This window comes from Plantactinospora sp. KLBMP9567, from assembly GCF_033446045.1.
Taxonomy (GTDB): Bacteria; Actinomycetota; Actinomycetes; order Mycobacteriales; family Micromonosporaceae; genus Plantactinospora.
On record NZ_JAWQRR010000003.1, the window covers coordinates 72,864 to 97,403 of the forward strand.

Annotated in this window: 19 protein-coding genes and 1 riboswitch; of the genes, 6 read left to right on the forward strand and 13 right to left on the reverse strand. The window is 71.5% G+C overall.

What is annotated here, in order from left to right:
- Positions 1–69 precede the first annotated feature (69 nt).
- The 9 genes from R6Y94_RS01075 to R6Y94_RS01115 form a co-directional block, all read right to left on the reverse strand.
- Positions 70–1,272, reverse strand: coding sequence for a dipeptidase (locus tag R6Y94_RS01075; RefSeq protein WP_318393820.1), 1,203 nt, complete (start codon positions 1,270–1,272; stop codon positions 70–72).
- A gap of 36 nt (positions 1,273–1,308) precedes the next feature.
- Positions 1,309–2,301, reverse strand: a complete 993-nt coding sequence (locus R6Y94_RS01080; protein ID WP_318393821.1) for a dipeptide ABC transporter ATP-binding protein — start codon at positions 2,299–2,301, stop codon at positions 1,309–1,311.
- A complete protein-coding gene (locus R6Y94_RS01085) occupies positions 2,288–3,286 on the reverse strand; it encodes an ABC transporter ATP-binding protein (protein ID WP_318393822.1) in 999 nt (332 codons plus the stop codon). Before R6Y94_RS01085 ends, R6Y94_RS01080 begins: the two co-directional genes overlap by 14 nt.
- Entirely contained in the window at positions 3,286–4,155 is an 870-nt protein-coding gene (locus R6Y94_RS01090) for an alpha/beta hydrolase (protein ID WP_318393823.1), read from the reverse strand. The genes R6Y94_RS01085 and R6Y94_RS01090 overlap by 1 nt, the downstream gene beginning before the upstream one ends.
- Entirely contained in the window at positions 4,152–5,327 is a 1,176-nt protein-coding gene (locus R6Y94_RS01095) for a Xaa-Pro peptidase family protein (RefSeq protein WP_318393824.1), read from the reverse strand. Before R6Y94_RS01095 ends, R6Y94_RS01090 begins: the two co-directional genes overlap by 4 nt.
- Positions 5,328–5,330: 3 nt before the next feature.
- Positions 5,331–6,227, reverse strand: a complete 897-nt coding sequence (locus tag R6Y94_RS01100) for an ABC transporter permease (RefSeq protein ID WP_318393825.1) — start codon at positions 6,225–6,227, stop codon at positions 5,331–5,333.
- A gap of 229 nt (positions 6,228–6,456) precedes the next feature.
- Positions 6,457–7,410 (reverse strand): ABC transporter permease, encoded by a 954-nt coding sequence (locus tag R6Y94_RS01105; protein ID WP_318393826.1) that lies wholly within the window; start codon positions 7,408–7,410, stop codon positions 6,457–6,459.
- Positions 7,411–7,445: 35 nt separating this feature from the next.
- Positions 7,446–9,083, reverse strand: a complete 1,638-nt coding sequence (locus tag R6Y94_RS01110) for an ABC transporter substrate-binding protein (protein WP_318393827.1) — start codon at positions 9,081–9,083, stop codon at positions 7,446–7,448.
- A complete protein-coding gene (locus R6Y94_RS01115) occupies positions 9,080–10,282 on the reverse strand; it encodes a dipeptidase (RefSeq protein ID WP_318393828.1) in 1,203 nt (400 codons plus the stop codon). Before R6Y94_RS01115 ends, R6Y94_RS01110 begins: the two co-directional genes overlap by 4 nt.
- A 527-nt stretch (positions 10,283–10,809) precedes the next feature.
- On the opposite strand from R6Y94_RS01115, the gene R6Y94_RS01120 reads away from it, so the two are divergent.
- Together R6Y94_RS01120 and R6Y94_RS01125 are read left to right on the forward strand one after the other, a co-directional pair.
- Entirely contained in the window at positions 10,810–11,715 is a 906-nt protein-coding gene (locus R6Y94_RS01120) for an AraC family transcriptional regulator (protein ID WP_318393829.1), read from the forward strand.
- On the forward strand, positions 11,675–12,223 hold the full coding sequence (locus tag R6Y94_RS01125; RefSeq protein ID WP_318393830.1) for a DJ-1/PfpI family protein: 549 nt from the start codon (positions 11,675–11,677) through the stop codon (positions 12,221–12,223). The genes R6Y94_RS01120 and R6Y94_RS01125 overlap by 41 nt, the downstream gene beginning before the upstream one ends.
- A gap of 80 nt (positions 12,224–12,303) precedes the next feature.
- Here R6Y94_RS01125 and R6Y94_RS01130 read toward each other — a convergent pair whose 3' ends face one another.
- Positions 12,304–12,705, reverse strand: coding sequence for a heme-binding protein (locus tag R6Y94_RS01130; RefSeq protein WP_318393831.1), 402 nt, complete (start codon positions 12,703–12,705; stop codon positions 12,304–12,306).
- A gap of 285 nt (positions 12,706–12,990) precedes the next feature.
- Here R6Y94_RS01130 and R6Y94_RS01135 point away from each other — a divergent pair, with 285 nt between their 5' ends.
- Positions 12,991–13,644 carry a class I SAM-dependent methyltransferase gene (locus R6Y94_RS01135; RefSeq protein ID WP_318393832.1) on the forward strand — a complete coding sequence of 218 codons (654 nt, stop codon included), beginning with the start codon at positions 12,991–12,993 and terminating at the stop codon, positions 13,642–13,644.
- Between the two features lie 160 nt (positions 13,645–13,804).
- Here the strand turns inward: R6Y94_RS01135 and R6Y94_RS01140 are convergent, their stop codons facing one another.
- Both R6Y94_RS01140 and R6Y94_RS01145 read right to left on the reverse strand, forming a co-directional pair.
- The gene (locus tag R6Y94_RS01140; RefSeq protein WP_318393833.1) at positions 13,805–15,166 is read right to left on the reverse strand and encodes a condensation domain-containing protein; all 1,362 of its coding nucleotides are present in this window, start codon (positions 15,164–15,166) and stop codon (positions 13,805–13,807) included.
- A gap of 384 nt (positions 15,167–15,550) precedes the next feature.
- Positions 15,551–16,369 (reverse strand): SDR family oxidoreductase, encoded by an 819-nt coding sequence (locus R6Y94_RS01145; RefSeq protein ID WP_318393834.1) that lies wholly within the window; start codon positions 16,367–16,369, stop codon positions 15,551–15,553.
- A 262-nt stretch (positions 16,370–16,631) separates the two neighbouring features.
- Positions 16,632–16,863, forward strand: a riboswitch (cobalamin riboswitch).
- 187 nt (positions 16,864–17,050) lie between these two features.
- Here R6Y94_RS01145 and R6Y94_RS01150 point away from each other — a divergent pair.
- The 3 genes from R6Y94_RS01150 (at position 17,051) to R6Y94_RS01160 (ending at position 21,993) form a co-directional block, all read left to right on the forward strand.
- Complete coding sequence (locus R6Y94_RS01150; protein WP_318393968.1) at positions 17,051–19,516, forward strand: ribonucleoside-diphosphate reductase subunit alpha; 2,466 nt, start codon at positions 17,051–17,053, stop codon at positions 19,514–19,516.
- The gene (locus tag R6Y94_RS01155; RefSeq protein ID WP_412102668.1) at positions 19,507–20,580 is read left to right on the forward strand and encodes a ribonucleotide-diphosphate reductase subunit beta; all 1,074 of its coding nucleotides are present in this window, start codon (positions 19,507–19,509) and stop codon (positions 20,578–20,580) included. Before R6Y94_RS01150 ends, R6Y94_RS01155 begins: the two co-directional genes overlap by 10 nt.
- An 87-nt stretch (positions 20,581–20,667) precedes the next feature.
- Positions 20,668–21,993, forward strand: coding sequence for a cytochrome P450 (locus tag R6Y94_RS01160; protein ID WP_318393835.1), 1,326 nt, complete (start codon positions 20,668–20,670; stop codon positions 21,991–21,993).
- Positions 21,994–22,077: 84 nt separating this feature from the next.
- Here the strand turns inward: R6Y94_RS01160 and R6Y94_RS01165 are convergent, their stop codons facing one another.
- Positions 22,078–24,537, reverse strand: a complete 2,460-nt coding sequence (locus R6Y94_RS01165; protein ID WP_318393836.1) for an ABC transporter permease — start codon at positions 24,535–24,537, stop codon at positions 22,078–22,080.
- Positions 24,538–24,540 lie beyond the last annotated feature (3 nt).

A 24,540-nucleotide genomic window follows, 5' to 3' on the forward strand; every position in this document is an offset into this window, starting at 1 on the left:
AGCTACGGCGTACGGAGTGTAGTAGTTGGGCGCCCACCCGAGCGGGTGCACGCCAACCACCCGACGTCGTTACCAGACCTGTTCCAGTACCCGGATGGTGTTGCCCCCGATCACCTTGGCGATCTCGTCGTCCGAGTAGTCGTGCTTGACCAGCCAGCCGACGATGTTGCCGAACGCCTCGCCCGGGTTCTCCACCCCGGAGACGTACTCGACCCGGGGGTGCTCGGGCCTGTTGCCCGCGTCCTTGCCGTAGTTGCCGGCGTACACCTTGTGCACCCCGACGTGGTCGCCGAACATCGTGTCCGGGCCGAACGTCACATGGTCGATGCCGACCAGGTCGACGCAGTAGGTGAAGTGGTCCATCACCGACTCGAGCGAGTGGTGCGGGTGGGCCTGCGAGAGCGTGGTGTGCGGGGCGGCCTCGATGCCGATCACCCCACCCCGTTCGGCGCAGGCCCGGATCACCTCGTCCGGCTTCATCCGGGCGATGTTCCAGACCGAGCGGGCTCCGGCGTGGGTGATGAAGACCGGCACCCGGCTCGCCTCAATGGTGTCCAGGCAGGTCTGGTCGCCGGAGTGCGAGATGTCGATGGCGATGCCGAGTTTGTTCATCCGGTCGACGGCGCGCCGCCCGAAGTGGGTCAGCCCGCCGTCCCGGGCCTCGGACAGCCCACCGCCGAGCATGTTCGCCTGGCTGTACGCGATGCCGAGCTGCCGCACGCCGAAGCCGTACAGGATGTCGATCCGGTCGAGTTCGTTCTCGATCGGGCTGCTGCACTCCAGGCCGGCGACCAGGGCCAGCCGGCCGTCCCGCTTCGCCGCCCGGATGTCGTCGAGCGAGGTGGCCAGCGTGACGTAGTCCTGCTGGTAAAGGTCGCTCATCCGCATTCCGAGGGCGTAGACGAGATCGTTCCACTTCCAGCCGTTCTCGCTGGTCACGCAGGAGGCGCCGGCCATGAAGTTGTCGAAGACGGCGGTCAGCCCGGACCGGGCCAGCCCCTCGTAGCCGGTCCGCTGCCGGGCGGTCCGGTTGTAGGCGCGCAACTCGGTCACGTCCGCCGGCAGGATCACCGGGTGCTCGTGCAGGGAGATCGCGATGTGCTCGGCGAGCAGGCGCGTGACCCGCTGCCGCTGCGCGTCGGAGAGCCCGAGGTCGTGTTCGGGCACCCGACCGATCTCCGGGGCCAGCTCGAAGACCCGGTAGTCGGCGTGTGGCTCCAGGTACGAGTAGGACTTGTGGCCCTGGTACCGGGAAGCGGGTTCTTGCAGCAAGACTTTCTCCTTACAGAACGCGGACGGTGCGAGCGGCTAGGCGGCGGCCAGCGGGTAGTGGCAGGCGACCGCGCGGTCGCCGCCGGCCAGCGGTGGTTCGGTGATGGCACAGGTCTCGGTCGCCTGCCAGCAGCGGGTCCGGAACCGGCAGCCGGAGGGTGGGTCGACCGGGCTCGGCGGATCGCCGGTGAGGAGAATCCGTTTCCGCTCCGCCCGGCCGACCGGCTCGGGCACCGGCACCGCCGACAGCAGTGCCTTGGTGTACGGGTGGGCCGGCGCGTCGTACAGCATCGGCTCGGGGCCGCTCTCCACCAGCTTGCCGAGGTACATCACCGCCACCCGGTCGGAGATGTGCCGGACCACCGACAGGTCGTGCGCGATGAAGACGTACGCCACGCCCAGCTCCCGCTGGAGCCGTTCCAGCAGGTTGACCACCTGGGCCTGGACCGAGACGTCGAGCGCGGAGACCGGTTCGTCGCAGACGATCACGTCGGGTTGCAGGGCCAGCGCCCGGGCGATGCCGATCCGCTGCCGCTGCCCGCCGGAGAACTGGTGCGGATAGCGGTCCAGGTGCGCGCTCGGATCGAGCCCGACCAGGTCGAGCAGCTCCTTCACCCGGTCCAGCCGGCGCCTGCGGTCCAAAACGTCCGGGTGGATCTCGAACGGCTGGAACAGGATCTCCCGGATCGTCCGGCGCGGGTTCAGCGAGGTGTACGGGTCCTGGAGCACGATCTGGATCCGCCGGCGCAGCGCCCGAAGGTCCCGCCCCCGGGCGGTGTGCACCACCGCGTCGCCGAAGCGCACCGAGCCTGCGGTCGGCCGCTCCAGCCCGACCAGCATCCGGGCCAGGGTGCTCTTGCCACAGCCGGACTCGCCGACGATACCGAGCGTCTCGCCCCGGCGCAGTGTGAAGGAGACCCCGTCGACGGCCTTCACCACCCCGCCGGAGGTGAACGGCAGCCTCCCCTTCACCGGAAAGTGCCGGACCAGCTTGTCGACCCGCAGCACCAGTTCGTCATCTGCGGACATGCAGCAACTCCTCCCGGTGGTGGCAGGCGCTGGCGCGGCCCTCGGGCAGCGGCTCCAGCGTCGGCAGCGTGGCCCGGCAGACGTCGTCGGCGCGCGGGCAGCGCAGGTGGAACGGGCATCCGCTGGGCAGCCGGGCCGGGTTCGGCGGTGCGCCGGGGATGGCGTACAGCTCCTCGTCGCGCCGGTCGATCCGGGGCATCGAGGCGAGCAGCCCCTCGGTGTACGGGTGCGCCGGACCGGCGAAGATCTGCTGCACGGTGGCCCGTTCGACGATCCGGCCGGCGTACATCACCGCCACGTCGTCGGCGACATCGGCCACCACGCCCAGGTCGTGGGTGATCAGCAGCAGCGCCATCCCGCTGTCCCGCTGGATCTCCGCGATCAGCTCCATCACCTGCGCCTGCACGGTCACGTCCAGCGCCGTGGTCGGCTCGTCGGCGATCAGCACGTCCGGCTCCAGCGCGATGGCCAGTGCGATCATGATGCGTTGCCGCATCCCGCCGGAGAACTGGTGCGGATAGTCGCGTACCCGGTCCTTCGCGGCCGGGATGTGCACCCGGTCGATCAGCTCGATCGCGCGGCGCCGGGCGGCGGACCGGGAGAGTCCCCGGCGGACCCGGAGCAGTTCGCCGAGCTGCTCGCCGACGGTGTAGACCGGGTTGAGCGCGGCCATCGCGTCCTGGAAGACCATGCCGATCTCCTCGCCGCTGACCCGGTCCCGCTGCTTCGGGGTCAGGGTCAGCAACTCCCGGCCGCGCAGCCGGACCGATCCGCTGACCCGGGCCGGGGGCACGTCGAGGATCCCCATCACCGCCTGCGCGGTGACGCTCTTGCCGGAGCCGGACTCGCCGAGGATCGCCAGCGTCCGCCCGGACTCCAGCGCCAGCGACACCCCGTTGACCGCGTGCACCGCGCCGGCCGACCCGGCGCCGCCGCCCGGCCCGGGGAAGCTGACCCGCAGCTCCTCCACCTCCAGCAGGGCCATTACCGGATCCCGGCCGAGTCGAGGAAGTCCCGCACGGTCCGCTGGAACAGCTCCGGCTCCTCCAACTGCGGCGAGTGTCCGGAGTGCTCGAAGACCACCAGTTCGGCGTTCGGGATCAGATCGGCGATCACCTGGGAGGCGGCCACCGGGGTACGCCAGTCGTGCCGGCCGACGGTGACCAGGGTCGGGCAGGTGATCGAGGGAAGCGTCGGCTTGAGGTCGTAGCGCGGCATGTTCTGCCCGAACGCGGCGTTGTGGGTCCGGTAGTGGAACCGGGTCGCGTGCAGCTTCGCGGCGTCCTTGGCCGGGTCGTGCCGGTGGTCGTAGAGCGGCAGGATCGCCTTCCAGTACTCCCGCAGCTCCTCGTTGCTGGCGAACCGGCCGGTGCCGATCCGGTCGATCGCCCACTGCGGGATCACCGTCCGGTCGGTGTTCTTCGCCTTCTCGACCGCGAGTTCGTTGTGCCCGCTGTCGGCGGCGGTGTCCCGCAGGATCAGCGCGGCGACCCGGTCCGGATGTGCGACGGCGTATTCGAGGGAGATGAAGCCGCCGTACGAGCCGCCGGCCATCACGATCCGCTCGTAGCCGAAGTACTCCCGGATCGCGTCCACGTCGGCGACCCACTGTGCGTGGGTGAACGGCTCGTCGTCGCTGGACTCGCCGGAGCCGCGTGCGTCGAAGACGATCACCCGGTACCGGTCGGCGAACGGCCCGAACGACCGCTTCGGCTCCGACCGGGAACCCAGCCCGGGCGCGCCGTGGTGCACGATCATCGCCGGCGCGTCGACCGGTCCGAACGCCTCGACGACCAGCTCGGCACCGTTGATCGTCAGCCGGCCGGAAAAGTCGGACGAGTTGTCGACCGTCATCGGACCTCCTCGATGGTGTTGGATGCGAGATCGCGCGGATAGCCGGTCAGCCGGCGCGGCCCGGCCTCCTCGACCAGTACGGTGTCGGAGATCCGGTAGCCGGCGTGTCCGGGCACGTAGACGCCGGGCTCGCTGGAGAGCAGCATCCCGGGCTCCAGCACGGTGTGGTCGCCGTCCTCCACCCAGGGCACCTCGTGGTTCTGCAACCCGATGCCGTGCCCCTGCCGGTGCCGGATGTAGTCGCCCAGACCGTGCCCGCGCAGCACATCCAGGCAGATCTTGTTCACCTCGGCGCAGGTCCGGCCGGCCCGCATCGCCTCGGTGCCGATCTCCTGCGCCTCCCGGTCCGCCTCGTAGTAGCGCCGCTGCTGCGCGGTCGGCTCGCCGACGACGAAGGTGCGCTCGCTCTCCACGAACCGGCTGGCCACCGCCGCGCCGAGGGAGAGGATCAGGGTGTCGCCGGGCCGGACCCGCCGCCGGGTCGGCAGACCGTGCGGCAGCGCCGAGTTCGGGCCGGCGTAGACCAGCCCGCCGGCCAGTTTGGTGGTGTAGACGACGAGGTCGTAGTCGGCGTACATCCGGTCGGTGCCGTACCCGATGACGTGCCGGGCGATCTCGTCCTCGCGGGGGAGTGCGGCGCCCCGGCGCAGCGCGTCCGCGATCAGCTCCCGGCCGGCGGCGAGCATCTGGTCGCAGATCCGCGCCGCCGCCTCGTGGAACGGGATCTCCTCGGGAAACTTGCGCAGCCGCAGCTTCGCCACCGCGTCGGTGGTGACCAGCGTGCTGCCGCCGAGCGCCCGGGACAGCGCCCGGTACGCCCCGATCGACAGCCCCGCGCTCACCCCGATCTGCTTCGCCCGCCGGCCAACCAGCGCCGTGCCAAGGGTCTGTTCGGCGCTCACCACCCCGGGGAACTCGAAGTAGCTGACCGTCTCGACGCCGACGCCCTGCCCGGCGGCGTACTCCTCGTCGAGGCGGGGGATCACCAGCAGCGGGTCGCCGTCGCGGGGCATCCAGAGGTAGACCGGCCGTTCGGTGGCGATGTAGAAGAACCCGGACAGGAACGCCACGTCGGCGGGAGAGGTGGCCAGGAACCCGTCGAGGCCGCGTACGTCGAGCGCGTCGGCGAGTCGGGCCCGGACGGACGAGTAGAAACTGTCGGGCAGACGCACGGGTCAGCCTCCGTTCCGGCGGGGGTCTCGGATGTCGTTGAACCGCATGCCGGCGACCGTCGCGGCGAGCACCAGCAGCAGGATGGCCAGCGACGGGAAGAGGGTCTGCCACCAGGCGATGGCCACCACCCCGCTGCGCTGCGCGTTGAGCAGGATCCGCCCCCACGACCAGGCATCCGGGTCACCGAGGCCGAGGAAGCTCAGCCCGGCCTCCGAGATGACCGCCCGGGACGCGGTGAGCAGCACGCTGACCACGATCAGCGGCACCACCGCCGGCATGATCTCCCGGGTGACGATCCGCCAGCCGCTCGCGCCGAGCACCCGGGCCCCGTCGATGTACGGCATCGTGCTGACCACCAGCCCCTGCGAGCGGATCAGCCGGGCCACCTCGGGCCAGGCGAAGACGCCGATGATCACCGTCAGCGTCCAGACGCTCGGGTTGACGATCGCGGCCAGCATGATCATCAGGGGCAGCGTGGGCAGCGCCAGCATCACGTCGGTGACAATCGTGCCGACCGCGTCGACCCGGCGGAAGTACGCCGAGGCGAGCCCGATCGCCGTACCCAGCACGATGGCGATCAGTGAGGCCGCCACCCCGATCAGCAGGCTGGTCCTGGTGCCCCAGACCACCTGGGCGAAGATGTCCTGCCCGAGGTCGTCGGTGCCGAACAGGTGCCCGCGGGACGGCGACCGCAGCACGTCCGCGCTGGTACCGCCCGGCTCGTCGGCGATCAGCGGCGCGAAGACCGCGAGCAGCGCCATCACGACCAGCACCGCCGCGGCGAGCAGCCCGGACGGCTGCCGGAAGAACGTCCGCCAGGCCGATCGGGTGCCGATCGCCGGCTCCGCGGACGGAGCGGTCGCCGCCGCCTCCGCCTCGGTCACCAGTGGCGCACTCATGGCTGTGCCTCTTCCGTTCGCGACTGCGGGGCTCGCAGGCCCGGCTCGCTCCTCGCGCTCACAGCGGCCTCTTCCGTTCGCGACTGCGGGGCTCGCAGGCCCGGCTCGCTCCTCGCGCTCACAGCGGCCTCTTCCGTTCGCGACTGCGGGGCTCGCAGGCCCGGCTCTCCTCGCATTCCGGCGCGACCGCGTCCCACGCGAGCCGCCCCGGAACGCTCGCTCCTCGCGCTCACAGCCGGATCCTGGGGTTGAGGACCGCGTAGAGCAGGTCGGTGAGCGCGTTGGCGACCACCACGGTGATGGCGAGCATGATGAACGCTCCTTGCAGGACGGGATAGTCGCGCTGCCCGACCGCCTCGTAGATCAGCCGGCCGACGCCGGGATAGGCGAAGACCGTCTCGGTCAGCACGGCGCCGCCGACCAGGGTGCCGAGTTGCAGCCCCATCAGGGTCAGCGCCGGCAGGATCGCGTTGCGCAGGCCGTGCTTCCACAGCCGACGCCGGCCGGACAGGCCCCGCGCCCGGGCCGCCCGGATGTAGTCCTCACCGAGTACGTCGATCAGGTTGGTCCGCAGGGTCAGCGCGTACGGGCCGAGTTGCACCAGCACCAGCGACGCGACCGGCAGCACCAGGTGGTGCGCCAGGCTCAGGTACGCCGCCACGCCCCGGGTGTCCGGGTCGATCGCGCCGCCGATCGGAAACCAGCCGAGCCGGGCGCCGAGCCAGACCAGCAGCAGCATCGCCACGCTGGGCACGAAGAGGGCGTGCCCGGCGATGCCGAAGCCCTGGAGCAGCTTGTCCGGCCAGCGGCCCCGGTGCGCCGCCGCGGACACCCCGATCGGGATGCCGATGGCGATGGTGAGCAGGAACGCCACCCCGGCCAGCAGTAGGGTCCAGGGCAGCCGGTCGAGCAGGATGTCGGTGACCGGCTGGATCTGCCGGAACGAGATGCCGAAGTTGCCGTGCAGCAGTTCGCGCAGGTACGAGACGTACTGTTCCAGCAGTGGCCGGTCCAGCCCGTACGTCTCGAGCAGCGCTGCCCGCATCTCCGGCGTCATGTCCCCCTCGACCATCAGGGTCGTGGGGTCCCCCGGCAGCAACCGGAGCAGGAAGAACGTCGCGGTGATCGCTATCCAGACGGTCAGTACGGCCTTCAGCGCCCGGTTGAGCACGAAGCGTGCCACGTGGGGGACCCCTCCCTTCTACCTCGTCGCGTCGGTCAGCCGACCGGCTTGACCTGGGCCAGCGAGTACGCGGTGACCATGCCGAGCAGGTCGGATGGCGAGGCCACGAAGCCGGTGAACTTGCTGGCGTTGTAGGCGAACTGGAAGTTCTCCACGTAGAGCGGCGTCAGGTACGCCTGCTCGTGCACCACCTTGTCGATGTTCTTGATCTTGGTGGCGAACGCTGCCGGATCGGTGGTGGCCGCCGCGTCGTTGATCAGCCGGTCCATCTCCGACGACTTGAGCAGGTTGTAGTTGATCCCGCCCGGGTTGCTGGAGAGGTAGGTGCTGCGGAGCTGGTCCATCGGGTTGTCGAAGACGCCCCACTGCGACGCGTCGATGTCGTACTCGCCGTCCTTGGTACGGGACAGGAAGGTGTTCCGTTCCACGCACTCGTTGGTCAGCTTGATGCCGGCCTCCGCCGCGCTCTCCCGGAAGAGCTGCACCACCCGGGTCAGGTTGGCGTTCGACTGGTCGCAGGCGACGCCGAGGTCCAGGCCGTCGAAGAGCCCGTCGCCGTTGCCGTCGGAGTAGCCGGCGGCGGCGAGCTTGGCCTTCGCCCCGGCCGGGTCGAACGGGTACGGCTGGATCTCGGTGTTGTCGTAGTCGGCGAAGATCGGCGAGATCGGTCCGGACATCTCCTTGGCATCGCCCTGGAGTACCGACGAGATGATCGACTTGGTGTCCACCGCCATCGACAGCGCCTGCCGGACATCCTGCTTGGCCAGGTCCTTGTTGTTCATGTTGTAGGTCAGGTGGGCGAAGCCGAGCGCACCGACCTTGGTCAGCTTGATCTTCGAGTCGTTCGCGAAGGTCTTCGCCGCGGACGCCGGCACCGGAGTGCCCATCAGGTCGATGTCGCCGTTGCGCAGCGCCAGCATCATCGTGTTGACGTCCGGGTAGAGCCGGAACTCGACCTTGCCGAGCGCCGGCTTGCCGCCAGGCGCCAGCGGGTACTTGTCGTTGCGCTTCATCACGTACCGCTGGCCCTTGGTGGCGCTCTCCAGCACGAACGGCCCGGCACCGACCCAGTTGGAGTCGTTGGCGAACTTCGACAGGTCACCGGCGGACTCGAAGACGTGCTTGGGCACGATCGACATCCAGAACCCGACGCCCTCGGCGAACGGCGCGTACGGCTGGGAGAGGTGGAACTTGACCGTGGTCGGGTCGGGCGCCTCGATCGAGGTGACCCAGGTCAGCTTGGCGGCCACGTTGCCGAGCTTGTACTTCATGATCGATTCGGCGCTGAACTTGACGTCCTCGGCCACCACCGGCCTGCCGTCGGTCCAGGTGAAGTCGTCGCGCAGGTGGAAGACCGCGGTCTTGCCGCCGTTCTCGTAGCTGTACTCCTTGGCCAGTTCCGGCGCCTTCTTGGCGTTCTCGTCGATCCTCAGCAGGTGCGGGTACATCGCGTTGAGGATCCAGGAGTCGGTCTTGCTCAGCGACTGGAGCGGGTTGAAGTTCGACACGTCGGTGGTGGTGCCGATCCGCAGTACGTCGCCGCCGCCGGAGCTGTCCCCGGACGACGAGTTGCCCTCGTTGAGCCCGCACCCGGACAGGCCGAGCGCGGCCGCCGTACCGAGCGCGACGGCGACCCGCCACCGGCGGGTACGGCCGGAAATTTTCCTGCTCACCAAACCTCCCGAAGAACGCGAATGATGTTGCCGCCGATGACCTTGGCGATCTCGTCGTCGGAGTAGCCGTGCGTGACCAGCCAGCCGACGATGTTGCTGAAGCACTCGGCCGGGTTCTCCAGGCCGGAGACGTACGGCACCCGGGGGTGGTCGACGGCGCCGTGCGCCTTGCCGATCGCCAGGTGGCCGGTGAAGCTGTCGTGCAGCCCGACGTGGTCACCGAAGTTGGTGTCCGGGCCGAATGCCACGTGTTCGATGCCGACCAGGTCGACGCAGTAGACGAAGTGGTCCATCACCGACTCGATCGAGTGGTGCGGATGCGCCTGCGAGAGTGTGGTGTGCGGGGCGGCCTCGATGCCGATCACACCGCCGCGCTCGGCACAGGCCCGGATGACGTCGTCCGGCTTCATCCGGGGGGTGTTCCAGACCGCGCGGGCGCCGGCGTGGGTGATGAAGACGGGTACCCGGCTCGCCTCGATCACGTCCAGCGAGGTCTGGTCGCCGGAGTGCGAGACGTCGATGGCGATCCCGAGTTTGTTCATCCGGTCGACGGCGCGCCGGCCGAAGTGGGTCAGCCCGCCGTCGCGGTCCTCGGAGAGCCCCGACCCGAGCATGTTCGCCTGGCTGTACGCGATGCCCATCTGGCGTACGCCGAAGCCGTACAGGATGTCGATCCGGTCCAGTTCGTTCTCGATCATCGTGGCCGCCTCCAGCCCGGCCACCAGGGCGAGCTGGCCGTTCCGCTTGGCGGTGAAGATCTCCTCCAGGGCGGTCGCCACGACGACGTAGTCCTGCTTGGCGATGTCGGCGAAGCGCAGCCCGATGTCGTAGATGACGTCGTCCCACTTCCAGGCGTGCTCGCTGGTCACGCAGCCGGTGCCGTTCATGAAGTTGTCGAACACCGCGGTCATGCCGGACCGGGCCAGGCCCTCGAAGCCGAAGGAGTTGCGCCCGGTCCGGTTGTAGTCCCGCAACTGGGTCACGTCGGCGGGCAGGATCTTCGGGTGCTCGTGCAACGAGATCGCGGCGTGCTCGCGCAGCAGCCGGGCGACCCGGTCGGACTGCTCGTCGGTCAGGCCGAGGTCGTGCGCGGGCACCCGACCGAGTTGTGGGGCGAGGTCGAACACCTTGAAGTCGACCTGCGGGGTCAGATAGTCGAACGACCGGTATCCCGTATAGCGGGAAGCACGTTCCTGCACTAGTCAGCTCACCTCGGAACACTCAGAGGCATGAGGATGGAGGTCTGACCTCCTGCCTTTCCGGGACCGTACGTGAGATCACTGCGCATTGGGAAGATCTCGTGATCCGACCGTTATCTACCGGACGTCGCCGGGCGGTGCCGGAAATCCGCTGGTAACAGGCTCCCGTTTCGGCGCCGGGACCGAGGTCGACGACGTGGTCGGCGATGGTTGTCGGGATCGAGGGGGCGAAGTTGACTGCCAGCGAGCGTGAAGATCGACTTCCTGGAGGTCTGACCACTGCCGACCGGACCGGCCGTCGGCGCCGTTCGATCGACTGCTGGAAGCTGACCCGTACACCAGATTCTGGGACGCGGCAGCGGCGGTGACGGCACCGCCCGGGAGCCTGTGCCCGCTCCGAGAGGCGGTCAGTGGCTGCGCCAGTGTCGACTCGCCGCCGGGCGACGCGGTGGTACCCGACGGGGGTGGCTGAAATCGTCACTGTCCTGTCATTGCTGCCAGATCGCTGCCCCCGAAACGATGGACGGGTGGATGTCCGCCGGATCGTTTTCGTGATCTTCCCGAGGTTCCAGGTGCTCGACCTGACGGGCCCGCACGAGGTGTTCACGCAGGCCGAACGGGGTGCGCAAGCCGAACTGGTCGCCCAGACCGAACGGGTCGTGCCGGGCTACCGGCTGGAGGTGGTCGCCCCGCTGCGCGGGCCGGTCACGGCCAGCGGCAGCCTGACCGTGACGGCCGACCTCGGTCTCGACGAGTGCGTCGGGCCGATCGACACGCTGGTGGTCGTCGGTGGCCCCGGTCGGGTCGAGGTGTGCGCCGACCGGCGCCTGATCGGCTGGCTTCGTGCCGCCGCCGGACGAGCCCGACAGGTCGCCGCCGTGTGCAGTGGAGCGTTTCTGCTGGCCGAGGCCGGGCTGCTGGACGGCCGGCGCGCGGTCACGCACTGGGGAAGCTGCGCCGAACTGGCCCGCCGGTATCCGGCGGTGACGGTGCAACCGGATCCGATCTTCGTCCGGGACGGGGCCGTGTGGACCTCGGCCGGGGTCACCGCCGGGATCGATCTCGCGCTTGCCCTGGTCGAGCAGGATCGGGGTGCGGAGGCGTCCCGGACGATCGCCCGGCGACTGGTCATGTTCGTCCAGCGTCCCGGTGGCCAGGCCCAGTTCAGCACCCAACTGGCCGCGCAGCGGCCGGCCCGCGGCGGACTGCGCCAGCTCCAGGCATGGGTGGTCGAGCACCTCGCCGACGACCTCACCGTGCCGGTCCTCGCCGCCCGGGCCGGGATGAGCGAACGGCACTTCGCCAGGGTGTTCAGCGCGCAGACCGGGCAGACCCCCGCCGCGTACGTCGAGGCGGCCCGGGTCGAGGCTGCCCGGCGCCGAGGTGGTGTTCGTGGCGACCAGCCCCGGACCGCTCCGGAACAACGCCGGTAGCCCGGCCCTGACCGCCGACGCCGCGTTGGACGACATCGACTCCTGTGACGTACTCGTGGTGCCTGGCGGCCCCGGCGTTGATGATCATCTCGCCGGCGGGCCACTGCTCGACTGGATCCGGCGGATGCACGACGGCACCCGGTGGACGACCTCGGTCTGCACCGGCTCCCTGCTGCTCGGCGCCGCCGGACTGCTGCGCGGGCGTACCGCCACCACGCACTGGCGCAGCGCGGAGCGGCTGGCCTCCTTCGCTGCCACCTACTCGGCGCAGCGGGTGGTCACCGACGGCAAGCTGCTCACCGCCGCCGGGGTCTCCGCCGGAATCGACATGGCACTCGTCCTTGCCGCGCAGCTCGCCGACCGGATCACCGCCGAGGCCATCCAGCTCGCCATCGAGTACGATCCCCAGCCACCGTTCGACGCCGGCTCCCCGGCGAAGGCGTCCCAGGCGGCCCGGGACCGGCACGCCGCCGGCCTGCGGCTGAGTACCCGGCCGGTGGCCGGCTGAGCGGCGGGGTGTGCGGCCGGTGTGCGCGCGGGAAGTAGGCCGGCCGTTCGGCGCTCCAGCGGGACCGCGCGGGGGACCGGTTACAGCGCCGCCGCGCCGGCCTCGGCGACGGTCTGGTCCTGCTCGCCGGTGCCGCCGCTGACTCCGATGCCACCGACGACCTGGCCGTCGCGCCGCAGCGGCAGTCCGCCCGCGAAGATCATCACACGGCCGTGGTTGCTCACCTGGATTCCGAAGAACTGCGCGCCCGGCTGGCTGTACGAGCCGAGGTCTCCGGTCGGGATCTCGAAGGCCCGGGCCGTCCACGCCTTGTTGATGCTGACGTCGATGCTGCCGATCCAGGCACCGTCCATCCGGACGTGCGCGACGAGGTTGCCGCCGGTATCGACAACGGCGATGTTCTGCGGCTGGCCGATCTCGTTGGCCCGGGCCTCGGCGGCGGCGATGATCTGGCGGGCGTCTGCCAGGGTCAGTGCGGACACGGTGTGCTCTCCCGTCGACGTGCTGTCCCGGCGGCCAGCCGGACCAGCAGGGCCGGCGGCTTCCCGACGGGGAGCCCCGGGCCCCGTACGCTGTCACGACCGACGGTATGTGGCGTAACCGGGCCTACGGGACCGAACCGGATGATCCGCCGCATCTGCCCGACGACATGCTTGCCAAAGCAGCAAGGATAGTTGCCGGGATCGCACTCCCTCGTCACCGTTGAAGCGCGAGCAGATTAGGCGGTTGCCGCCGGTCTTCCGGACGACTTCACCAGGAGCAGAGCAATGAGTGAGCCGCACGACCAGCATGGATCGCCGCACGCGGATCACCCCGCGTTCGGCCCGCAGTGGTGGGAGCGCCACTACCGGGAGCACACGACGACGCACGGTTCGCCGAGTCCTCAGTTGGTGGCCGAGGTGACCGGCCTTCCCGTCGGGTCGGCGCTCGACGCGGGCTGCGGACGCGGAGTCGACGCGCTCTGGCTCGCCCGGCAAGGCTGGCAGGTGACGGCGGTCGACGTCTCACCGACGGCCGTCAGCGACGCCAAGGACTTCGCGCACCGCGAGCCGGACGTCGCAGCACGCATCTCCTGGGTCGTGGCCGACCTGACAACCTGGCAACCGCCGAAGCAGTACGACCTGGTGGTCAGCCAGTACGTCCACCCCACCATTCCCTTCGGGGAGTTCGTTGCCCGGCTGGCCCAGGCTGTCGCCCCCGGTGGCACGCTTCTCGTCGTCGGCCACGATCATGCGGATGAGCATTCGGCGGCCCACGCACCCGGCAAGGCGTCGATCGGTCTGGACGCCGTCACCGGTTCCCTGACCCGGGAACTGTGGGAGGTCGACGTGGCGGAGTCGCGGACACGGTACGTCGAGCACGGCTCGACGCGGATGAGCATTCGCGACCTGGTGGTCAGGGCCCATCGCACGCCGATCTGAGGACGCCTGCGCGCGGAGCGACCGTTCGGGCGGGTCCACGGGTGGCCGGTTCCGAGCCACCTGAGGGCCGACCGGCCCGCCTCGTCTCCAGCGACGCGAGGTGACGGGTCGAGCCGTGCCGGTTTCGCTGCACAGAGCTGTCCGTCGACAGCGCTGGGCGTTAGCCGGTGGCGAGCGGCTCGTCGTCTGGCGGGCGAAGCGCCGAGACCGGGCGGTCCGGATCCGTGGCGACCAGGCTGAGCAGCAGCGCGAGGTCGGTGACCAGGCTCTCGACCGTCTCCGGCGCAAGATGCCGTAGGTCGTACCTGGCGTGCAGCCCGAGTCGCTCGCCAGGCACGACGAGCAGGTTGAACGGGTGATGCGACGCCGACCACCGGCCGTCGAAGCGTACGGAGAGAGTCGACGCGTCGGCCGTACCGGTGAACAAGTCGTTGTCCATCGGGTAGGTCTCGAAGTCGAGCACGGTCTCGAACAGCGGCACCCCGGCGGGCAGCCCGGCCCAGGATCGGACCAGTGCCGGCGGCACGTGGTCGAACGGGCGGGCCAGTGCCTGGCGTGCCTGCAACCCGCGCAGCCACACCCCGACCGGCTGGTCGGGCCGGATCCGAACCCGGACCGGCACGGTGTTGGTCAGCGGTCCGACCAGGGCTTCCGCCGTCCCGGCCGCCCGGCCGGCGACCGTCGAACCGATGACGATGTCGCCGGTGCCGGTGCGGGCGGAGAGCAGCCGCGCCCAGCAGCCCTGGAGCACCGTTTCCCGCGCGATCCGCTGCTGACCGATGGTCTCGTGCAGCAGGTAGGTGTCCTCGCCGGTCAGTTCGAGGGAGTATTCGTCGAAGGCGTCCGCCGGCTCTCCCTGCCAGTCTGGGGGATCGCTCTGAAGTGGACCGCACGCGGGCCGGTCGGACAACTCCGTGCGCCAGAAATCCTCCGCCTCGGCAAGGTCGCGGGTGGCGGCCCAGGCGGCGTGGTCCCGGAACGGCGCCGGAGCCGGCAGCGGGGCGTCCCGGCCCTCGGTCGCTGCCCGGTATTCGGTCAGTACCTCGCGGAGCAGGATCGGCAGGCTCCAGCCGTCGACGACCAGGTGGTGGACCGTCCAGACCAGCAGGTGCTCGGTCTCGGAGACGCGGAGCAGGGCGAACCGGGACAGCGGCGGGTCTTCCAGGCTGAAACCCCGAACCCGGTCGGCGGCGAGGAACTCGGCGAGGCCGCGCCGACGCTGGCAGGCCCGGATGGTCCGCAGGTCGTCGAGGTGCCATTCGGGTGCCGGCGGCTCGGCCACGACCACCTGGACAAACTCCTCGGCCCCGTGCCGGACGAACCCCGTGCGCAGCACCTCGTGCCGGGCGATCACCTGGTGCCAGGCCCGCTGGAACTCGGCGACCCGCAGCCGGCCACGGATGACGAGCCGTACCTGTTCGAGGTCGGCCGCCGGATCCGCCTCGTCGGAGGCCGGGTGGAGTATGCCGTGCTGGACCGGCGAGAGGGGGTAGCCATCCCGTACGTCGACCGAACTGGTCATCCCGTCACCTCCTGAGGCCGGGTGGACGCGGCCGGAGACCCGGGGACGACCACCGGGCCTGGCGCGGCCCGTACCCGCGACGCGAGAAGAACTGAGAGGCTCATGTGGACAGCGACAACTCCCTGTTCGAGCACCTGTCGGTACAAGGGACGACGGCGCACGGAAACATGGAGATCCATGATTCGACGCCGAGTGTCGCCGACGTTACCAGGGGTGGTGCCGCGCTGTCTTCCCGCCGCGCGCACGATCGGATCCGGGGGCTTTTCGCCGGAATTATGCCCGCTCGTCGTTCCGCTCTGCGGAATGGTGCTCGCCTAGATCATCGCGTCAATCCGTTCGGTGAGCCTCGCGCACACCACGCTCCGGCGAGTCCGGACGGCTGCGCTATCCCGCCTGCTCCGACGGGCCGGCAAGGTACTCGCGCCAGGTGATCCGCCCTCGGTCGCCGGTCGAGGGAACCAGTGCACCGGCTCGGAAGGCGCGGCCGAGTCGGCCCGGCACCGGCAGCCGGAGCATCCGACGCCGGATCAGCCGCGCCGCCAGCCATTCCCGGGCGATCGTGCCGGCGTCCAGTTCCGCCGGCCCGCCGAACTCCTCGGTCGCCTCGCCGGGTGCGGCGGTCACCCGCCAGCGCAGGTGCGCGGCGACGTCGGCGACGTCGACCGGCTGCGCCGTGATTCCCGGATCGACGGGCAGCACCGGCAGCCGGGCCAGCCGGGACAGCGCCTCGGCCAGGAACCCGTGGAACTGGGTGACCCGGAGCACCGTCCACGGCACCGGGCCGGCCGCGACCGCCGCCTCCGCCTCGATCTTGATCCGGAAGTACGGCCACGGCACACGGTCGGCGCCGACGACCGACAGGTACACCAGGTGCCGTACCCCGGCCCGGGCGGCGGCCTCGACCAGTCCGCGGGTGCCGGCCACGTCGACCTGGCGGGTGTAGCTGCCCTGGTAGGGCGCGGACGCAAGGTGGACGACCGTGTCGACCCCGTCGACCGCGGCCGGTAGCCCGTCCCCGGTGACCAGGTCGAGTCGGACCCGGCGTGCCTCGCCGCCACCCCCGTCCGCCGATCGGTCCGGACCGGGCTTCCCGGTCGGCGCCGGAGTCCGGCCGGCGGCCCGTACGGTGTGCCCGGCCCGGGCCAGTTCCGGGGTGAGTACCCGACCCAGCCGCCCGGTCGCCCCGGTGATCAGGATCTCCATGGATCTCTCCGCGTGTCGTCGGACCGGGCCGCCCCGGACCGGCGGTCGGCGGGCGGGCCACGGTGGTGTCGCGGGAAGGACGGGCGACCACCCGTCGTTGTGACCGCGCCTCGGGCCCGCGCCACGTCACCGGCGGCGGGGAACGGGCGGCCGTCGCCGTCCCGCTCGTTCCGCGTCCACCGCCCGTCGCCCGGCGGACGGGGGCGGAGGCCGACACGCCGACACGACATCTTGGGGTATGACTTTCGGGCCGTCCCTATATATGGTGTTGATCGTAGCTGGTTCGGCCGCCGCCCGGCGGTCGAGGCAAGAGGGAACCCGGTGGGAGTCCGGGACTGCCCCGCAGCGGTGAGTGGGAACGACCGCCGTCATCACGCACTGGGTCGTCCGGCCGGAAACCGGACCGCCTGGGAAGCGACGGCCAGTAGACGAACCCGGGTACGCCCGCGGCCGGCCCACGAGTCCGAAGACCTGCCAGCGCGCCGCGTACGAGCCCGTACGCGGCGGTCCGAGGCCGCGCGGGACGGCCGACGCCACCGACGTACGCCAAGCGCGTGCCCGTCGGCGTCTCCGCGCGGGCTCCTCCTCCATTGGAGGAGTCGAGTGCGCGAGGAGAGAGTTGTGACGGTCACCGAGGCCACGCCGAGCGGGGCAGCACCGGGACGCGCCGATCGGTCGACGATGTCGGGTACCGCCGGTCACCGTACCGGCCGGGACGCCGGACCGCCGCGGGTCCGGGGCCGCGACGGCGGTACCGCGCCGGCCGACGTCGCCACGATCGCCCGCGCGCTGCGGCACGAGGCCGACGACCTCTCCGACGTCGACCCGGTACGGGTGGCGACCCGGGCGGTCAACGGCCTGCCCGACGGGGCGACCGCCGCCGAACTGCACCGGCTCTGCGTGCAGACCGCCGCCGACCTGATCGGGGAGGAGCCCCAGTACTCCCGGTTGGCCGCCCGGCTGCTCGCCGGATACCTCGACCAGGAGGTCCGGGGGCAGGGCGTCGGCTCGTTCAGCGAGTCGATCCGACTCGGGCACCGGCACGGCCTGATCGGCGACGAGACGGCCGAGTTCGTCCGGGCGCACGCCCGGGAGCTGGATGACGCCGTCGACCCGGCCGTCGACCGGCGCTTCGAGTACTTCGGGCTGCGTACGGTCTACGACCGGTACCTGCTGCGGCATCCGGTGGACCGGCTGGTGCTGGAGACCCCGCAGTACTGGCTGCTCCGGGTCGCCTGCGGGCTGTCCCGTACCCCGGACGAGGCGATCGGCTTCTACCGGCTGATGGCGTCGCTGGCCTACCTGCCCAGCTCACCGACGCTGTTCAACTCGGGCACCCGGCACACCCAGATGTCCTCCTGCTATCTGGTCGACTCGCCCCGAGACGAACTGGACTCGATCTACGACCGGTACGCGCAGGTGGCGCGGCTGTCCAAGTTCGCCGGTGGGATCGGCATCGCCTGGTCCCGGGTCCGCTCCCGGGGCGCGCTGATCCGGGGCACCAACGGCGCGTCCAACGGGATCGTCCCGTTCCTGCGTACCCTCGACTCGTCGGTCGCGGCGGTCAACCAGGGCGGCCGGCGAAAGGGCGCGGCCTGCGTCTATCTCGAACCGTGGCACCCGGACGTCGAGGAGTTCCTGCAACTGCGGGACAACACCGGCGAGGAGGCCCGGCGGACCCACAACCTGAACCTGGCCAACTGGATCCCGGACGAGTTCATGCGGCGGGTCGAGGCGGACGGGACGTGGTCGCTGTTCGACCCGGACGAGGTGCCGGAGCTGCCCGACCTCTGGGGTGCGGAGTTCGACGCGGCGTACCGGGCCGCCGAGGAGCAGGGCCGCTACGTCCGCCAGGTCCGGGCCCGTGACCTCTACGGCCGGATGATGCGCACGCTGGCCCAGACCGGCAACGGCTGGATGACCTTCAAGGACACCTCGAACCGGCTGTGCAACCAGACCGCCGAGTCGGGCAACGTGGTGCACCTCTCCAACCTCTGCACCGAGATCCTCGAGGTCTCCAGCGACACCGAGACCGCCGTCTGCAACCTGGGCTCGGTCAACCTGGCCGCACACCTGGTCGCCGGCCCGGCCGCCCCGGGCGGCGCAGCCGCCGCCCCGGACGGGATCGACTGGGTACGGCTGCGGGAGACCGTCCGGACCGCGGTGACCTTCCTGGACCGGGTGATCGACATCAACTACTACCCGAGCCGGGAGGCGGCGGCGAGCAATCCGCGCTGGCGACCGGTCGGGCTCGGCGTGATGGGGTTGCAGGACGTGTTCTTCGCGCTGCGGCTGCCGTTCGACTCGCCGGCCGCCGAGGAACTCTCCACCCGGATCGCCGAGGAGATCTACCTGACCGCGCTGGAGACCTCGGCCGGGCTGGCCGAGCGGTTCGGCGCCCATCCGGCGTACCCGCGGACCCGGGCGGCGGCGGGGCAGCTCCAACCCGACCTGCACGGAGTGGCCGGCCGCCAGACCGCGCGCTGGGCCGCGCTGCGCGACCGCATCTCGGCGTACGGACTGCGCAACTCGCTGCTGGTCGCGATCGCCCCGACGGCCACCATCGCGTCGATCGCCGGCTGCTACGAGTGCATTGAGCCGCAGGTCTCCAACCTGTTCAAGCGGGAGACGCTGAGCGGAGAGTTCCTCCAGGTCAACACCGCTCTGGTGGCGGAGCTGAAGGCACGCGGGCTGTGGACGGAGCGGATCCGGACCGCGATCAAGCGGGCGGACGGCTCGGTACAGGGCATCGAGGAACTGCCGGCGCAGCTACGCGAGCTGTTCCGTACCGCCTGGGAGCTGCCGCAGCGGGCGCTGATCGACCTGGCCGCCGCCCGGGCACCCTACGTCGACCAGTCCCAGTCGCTGAACCTCTTCATGGCCGCGCCCGACATCGGCCGGCTCAGCTCGATGTACCTGTACGCCTGGAAGTCCGGGCTGAAGACGACCTACTACCTGCGGTCCCGCCCGGCCACCCGGATCCAGCAGGCGACGGTCGCGGTGCCGCAGGGTTCCCGACCCGCGCTCGCCCCCGTGACGCTGCCCGGCGCGGACTCCCCGGACGGGGTCGTCTCAGGGCTTCGCGACGGAGAACCTGCGCCGGCCTGCTCGCTGGAGAACCCGGAGTCCTGCGAGGCATGTCAGTGACCTCCACCGGTACCCCGACGACCGACCCCGGCACCACCGACCGATGCCCCAGCGACCGTGAGGTACCCATGCTGCTCGACCCCGGAATGGACCTGACCCTGCGCCCGATGCGCTACCCGCACTTCTTCGACCGGTTCCGGGACGCGATCAGGAACACCTGGACGGTCGAGGAGGTGGACCTGCACGCCGACCTGGCCGACCTGGAGCGGCTCTCTCCGGCCGAGCGGCACCTGGTCAGCCGGCTGGTGGCGTTCTTCGCCACCGGCGACACGATCGTGGCCAACAACCTGGTGCTCAACCTCTACCAGCACGTCAACTCGCCGGAGGGCCGGCTCTACCTGTCCCGCCAACTCTTCGAGGAGGCGGTGCACGTGCAGTTCTACCTCAACCTGCTCGACACGTACGTGCCGGACGACGAGGAGCGGTTCGCCGCCTTCGCCGCGATCGAGAACATCCCGTCGATCCGCCGGAAGGCCGAGTTCTGCTTCAGGTGGATCGACTCCGTCTTCGAGCTGCGTGCGCTGAGGACCCGGGACGACCGTCGGGCCTTCCTACTCAACCTGATCTGCTTCGCCACCTGCATAGAGGGGCTGTTCTTCTACGGCGCGTTCGCGTACGTCTACTTCCTCCGGTCCCGGGGACTGCTGCTCGGGCTCGCCTCGGGCACCAACTGGGTGTTCCGGGACGAGTCGATGCACATGGCGTTCGCCTTCGACATCGTCGACACCGTACGCCGGGAGGAGCCGGACCTCTTCGACGACGAGCTGCGCGGACAGGTCCGCGAGATGCTCGCCGAGGCGGTCGAGTGCGAGGTGCAGTTCGCCGAGGACCTGCTCGAACGCGGAGTCTCCGGACTCTCCCTGCCGGACATGCGGGAGTACCTCCAGTACGTCGCGGACCGCCGGCTGGCCCAGCTCGACATCGAGCCGCTGTACGGGTCGGCGAACCCGTTCGCCTTCATGGAGTTGCAGGACGTGCAGGAGCTGTCCAACTTCTTCGAGCGGCGGGTCTCGGCGTACCAGGTGGGGGTGACCGGCACGGTCCGGTTCGACGACGACTTCTGACCCGCCACATTGCGCGCGCGGCGTGCCGGTCGGCCGCCGCGCGCGTACCGTTCCGGCGGACCGCGCGGCCACCGGTAGCCTGGCCGGGTGACCGGAGCGCCGCAGACGGAAGACCGAGCCCCCATCTCCGCCGCCTCGTTGTTCGACGCGCGGTTCATCGCCGATCCCTATCCCGGGTTCGCCGCGCTGCGCACCGCCGCCCCGGTGCACCGGCTCACCCTGCCGGACGGCGCGAACGTCTGGCTGGTGACCCGCTACGCCGACGTCCGTGCCGGGCTCGCCGACTCGCGGCTGTCGCTGGACAAGGCGAACTCCACCGACGGATGGAAGGGTTTCTCGCTGCCGCCGGCACTGGACGCCAACCTGCTGAACATGGATCCGCCGGACCACACCCGGATCCGCCGGCTGGTCCGGCATGCCTTCGGGCCACAGCGGATCGCCCGGCTGCGGCCGAAGATCGAGGCGGCGGCCGAGCGGCTGCTGGACCGGATCACCCCGGCCGGGCGAGCGGACCTGGTCGCCGAGTACGCCGGTCCGCTGCCGGTCACCGTCATCTCCGACCTGCTGGGGGTGCCGGAGGCGGACCGGGCCGCGCTGCGCGGCTGGACCGACGTGATGCTCGCCCCGCCGACCGACGATGCCCGCTCGGCTGGCCGGGCGGTCCTGGCGATCCAGGACCTCCTGGTCCGGCTCATCGCCGACAAGCGACGGAACCCCGGCGACGACCTGCTCACCGCGATGATCGCGGCCCGGGACACCGGTGCGGACGACGCCGCTCGTGGCGTCGACGGTGCCGCTTCGGGTGCGCCGGACGGCCCCGGCCCGACAGCCGGCGGCGGCGCCGCGGGCGCGGGCCGGCACAGCGGCGCCGACCGGTTGAGCGAGGACGAACTGACCTCGCTCGCCTTCCTGGTGCTCTTCGCCGGCTACGAGAACTCCGTGCACGTGATCGGTACCGGCCTGCTCGCCCTGCTGCGCAACCCGGAGCAGTTGGCGCTGGTACGTGCCGGTGCCGAACCGTCGCCGGCCGCCGTCGAGGAACTGCTCCGCTACGAGCCGCCAGGCACGGTCGCGTTGCGCCGCTTCGCGGTCACCGACCTCACGATCGGCGGGGTCACGATCCCGGCCGGGGCCACGGTGCTGCTCTGCGTCGCCGCCGCGAACCGGGATCCCGAGCGGTTCGCCGATCCGGACGCGCTCGACCTGGAGCGGCCGGACAACGCGCACCTGACGCTCGGGCACGGCATCCACTACTGCGTCGGTGCGCCGCTGGCCCGGCTGGAGGCGCAGATCGCGATCGGGGCGGTCCTGCAGCGGTTTCCCAAGCTGGCCCTGGCGGTCGACCCGGCCGAGCTGGCCTGGCGGCCGTCGTTCCGGACCCGAGGGCTGAGCAGCCTGCCGGTCACCTTCTGAGCGGCGCTCACCGCCCGGGCCGCCGGCAGCCGTCATGCCGGCCCGTCTCCCGAACGGTTCGACGGCCGGACCGGGCGCCGCGCCTCACTCGTAGCGGACCAGGTCGGCGGCCCGGGTCCGGGCCAGCCGGCCGGCGGCCAGGACGCCGGCGAACGCGCCGGCCAGGGCGGTCGCCGGCACGGTCGCGGCGAGCAGCATGGCGGAGGGGGGTTCGGCGAGACCGGGACCGGCGCCGATGCCGACCAGTACCTGGTCGGTGAGCAGCCGAAACACCAGCAGGCCGATCGGCAGGCCGGCGAGCGCGGCGGCGAGGCCGAGCGCGGCACCGCCGGTCGCGGACTGGGCGAGGGTCTGCCGGACGGTGAACCCGACCGCGCGGAGCACTCCGAGGGTACGCGCCCGCTCCCGGGCACCGGTCAGCAGCGCGGCGGCCAGGTTGGCCAGGCTGACCGCCAGAACGAGGGCCGCCAGCAGGCGCATCGCCAGGGTGTACGTACCGAGGTCGTCGGGGTCGGACGTCCGGGCGTGCACCGTGATGCCGGGGCCGAGCCGGTCGCGCAGTGCGGCGGCCAGCGCCTGCGGCGTACCGGTCGGGCCGGCCGAGACCAGGTAGGCGTCCGGCGGTACCCCGGGCAGCATCTCGGCCCGGTACATCAGCAGCTCCCCGGTGTCCTCGGTCTCGCTGTACCAGCCCACGACGGTCAGCCGCAACGGGGTGTCACCGGCCCTGACCTCGATCGTGTCGCCGACCTGGAGCCCGAACCGGCGCAGCAGACCGTATCCGGCGATCGCCTCGCCGGGTGCCCGCAGTGGCCTGCCCTCCCGGATCAGGAACCTGGCGTCGGCCGGATCCCCACCGATCGCGCGGGACAGGAACGTCTGGTCGCCGAGGGTGGTCCGCCGGTCGAGCTGGCTGTACCAGCCGGCGGCGCCCGGCGTACCGGCCAGCGCGGCGGTCACGGTGGCCGGGGCGGTGCCGTCCGCCACCACGACGGCGTCGTAGGGGTCACCGGTCCGGGCCGGCTCGGCGATCAGCCGGTCCACGGTGGCGGTGAAGCCGACCCCGACGACGACCGCCGCCACGGCGACCGCCAGGGCGGCGGCGGTCAGTGCCGAGCGCCCGGGACGGGTGAGCACGGCACCGAGACCGTACCGGCAGGCGGGGCCGAGCCGGAGCCGGTCGAGCATCCGGGCGACCCGGGCCGGGGCCGCGCCGCGCGGCGGGGCGTTGCCCAACACCTCGGAGACCGGTTGCCGGACCGCCCGCCAGGCCGGCAGGACGGTGGCCGCGGCGAGCACCGTGCCGACCAGCAGGGCGGAGCCGAGCAGCGACAGCGGTGCGATCCGCAGGCCCGGCCGGCCGAGCGCGCCGCCGAGGCCGATCTGGAGGTACGGGGCGAGCAGGGTGCCGGCCATCCACCCGGCGAGTACGCCCACCGCCCCGAGCAGCAGCGCCTCGGTGAGCAGACCGGTGATCACCTGCCGGGTGGTGTAGCCGATCGACTGGAGCAGCGCGATCTCCCGCCGGCGGGCCATCAGCCGAGCCGTGGCGGTACCGGCGACCACGAACGCGGCCGCGAGCAGGACGAAGATGCCGAAGCCGGCCAGCGAGGCGCCGAAGATCCGGTCCCGGACGAGGATGTCCTCCCTGGTGTCCGGCCACGGCTGGACTCCCTCGATGCCGCTGCGGGTGCCGACCCGGGCGGCCACCGCGTCGGCCTGGCCGGGGTCGACCAGCCGGGCGACCAGCAGTGCCGTCCGGCCGCCCGCCGTCGATCGACCGGTCCCGGGCGACCCGGCCGGGTCACCGGCGCCCGGCGGGCCCGGATTCGGAGTGGCACTCGGCGGCACCGCGTTCGGGGCAGCGCCCGCCGGTGTCGGGTGGGTCGTCGGTGTCGGACGGCCGGTCGGTGCCGGGTGGGTCGTCGGTGTCGAATCGGCGGTCGGCGGCGGGGTGGGCGTGGCCAGGGCGGCCAGGGTGGCCGGATCGACGAAGAGCCGGATCGGGGCACAGTCCGGATAGAAGCAGTCCGTCAGGTCGACCGCGGTGCCGACCACGGTCAGGGTCGCGGGCCGACCGCCGACGGTCAGCCGGACGCGGTCACCGGCGCGGATGCCGGCCTCGGTCGCGGCGGCCTGGTCGAAGACCACCTCCCCGGCTACGCCGGCCGCCGGCCACGCACCGGTACGCAGCAGCGGGCGGCCCACCAGGGACGGACCGGTGAGCAGGGTCGTGACCCGGGCGTCGACCGAGTCCCGGCCGAGCACGACCGCCGCATCGAGGTACGGGGTCACCGGGGCGGTCGCCGCGAACGCCGGGTCCAGGCGTACCGCTTCAAGCGCCTCCGGCGTGCCGTAGACGACCAGGTCGGGGCGGCCGGCGTCGCGGTAGATCCGGTCCACCTCCGCGCCGCCCTGATCCCGCACCGACAGCCCGGCGACCACGCCGGTGGTGGCCAGCGCGGCGACCAGCACGGTGGCGATCGCGGTGGCCCGGTTGCCGCCGCGCAGGCCGGAGCGGGCGAGCCGGAGGACGGCGGACACGGC

What these genes read in the sequence shown, in the direction of transcription:
- R6Y94_RS01135 (WP_318393832.1), top strand. Translation starts at nt 12,991, where the DNA reads ATGAGTGAGCCGCACGACCAGCATGGATCGCCGCACGCGGATCACCCC.
- R6Y94_RS01100 (WP_318393825.1), bottom strand. Translation starts at nt 6,227, where the DNA reads ATGAGTGCGCCACTGGTGACCGAGGCGGAGGCGGCGGCGACCGCTCCG.
- R6Y94_RS01090 (WP_318393823.1), bottom strand. Translation starts at nt 4,155, where the DNA reads ATGACGGTCGACAACTCGTCCGACTTTTCCGGCCGGCTGACGATCAAC.
- R6Y94_RS01155 (WP_412102668.1), top strand. Translation starts at nt 19,507, where the DNA reads ATGTCAGTGACCTCCACCGGTACCCCGACGACCGACCCCGGCACCACC.
- R6Y94_RS01145 (WP_318393834.1), bottom strand. Translation starts at nt 16,369, where the DNA reads ATGGAGATCCTGATCACCGGGGCGACCGGGCGGCTGGGTCGGGTACTC.
- R6Y94_RS01085 (WP_318393822.1), bottom strand. Translation starts at nt 3,286, where the DNA reads ATGGCCCTGCTGGAGGTGGAGGAGCTGCGGGTCAGCTTCCCCGGGCCG.
- R6Y94_RS01140 (WP_318393833.1), bottom strand. Translation starts at nt 15,166, where the DNA reads ATGACCAGTTCGGTCGACGTACGGGATGGCTACCCCCTCTCGCCGGTC.
- R6Y94_RS01080 (WP_318393821.1), bottom strand. Translation starts at nt 2,301, where the DNA reads ATGTCCGCAGATGACGAACTGGTGCTGCGGGTCGACAAGCTGGTCCGG.
- R6Y94_RS01150 (WP_318393968.1), top strand. Translation starts at nt 17,051, where the DNA reads ATGTCGGGTACCGCCGGTCACCGTACCGGCCGGGACGCCGGACCGCCG.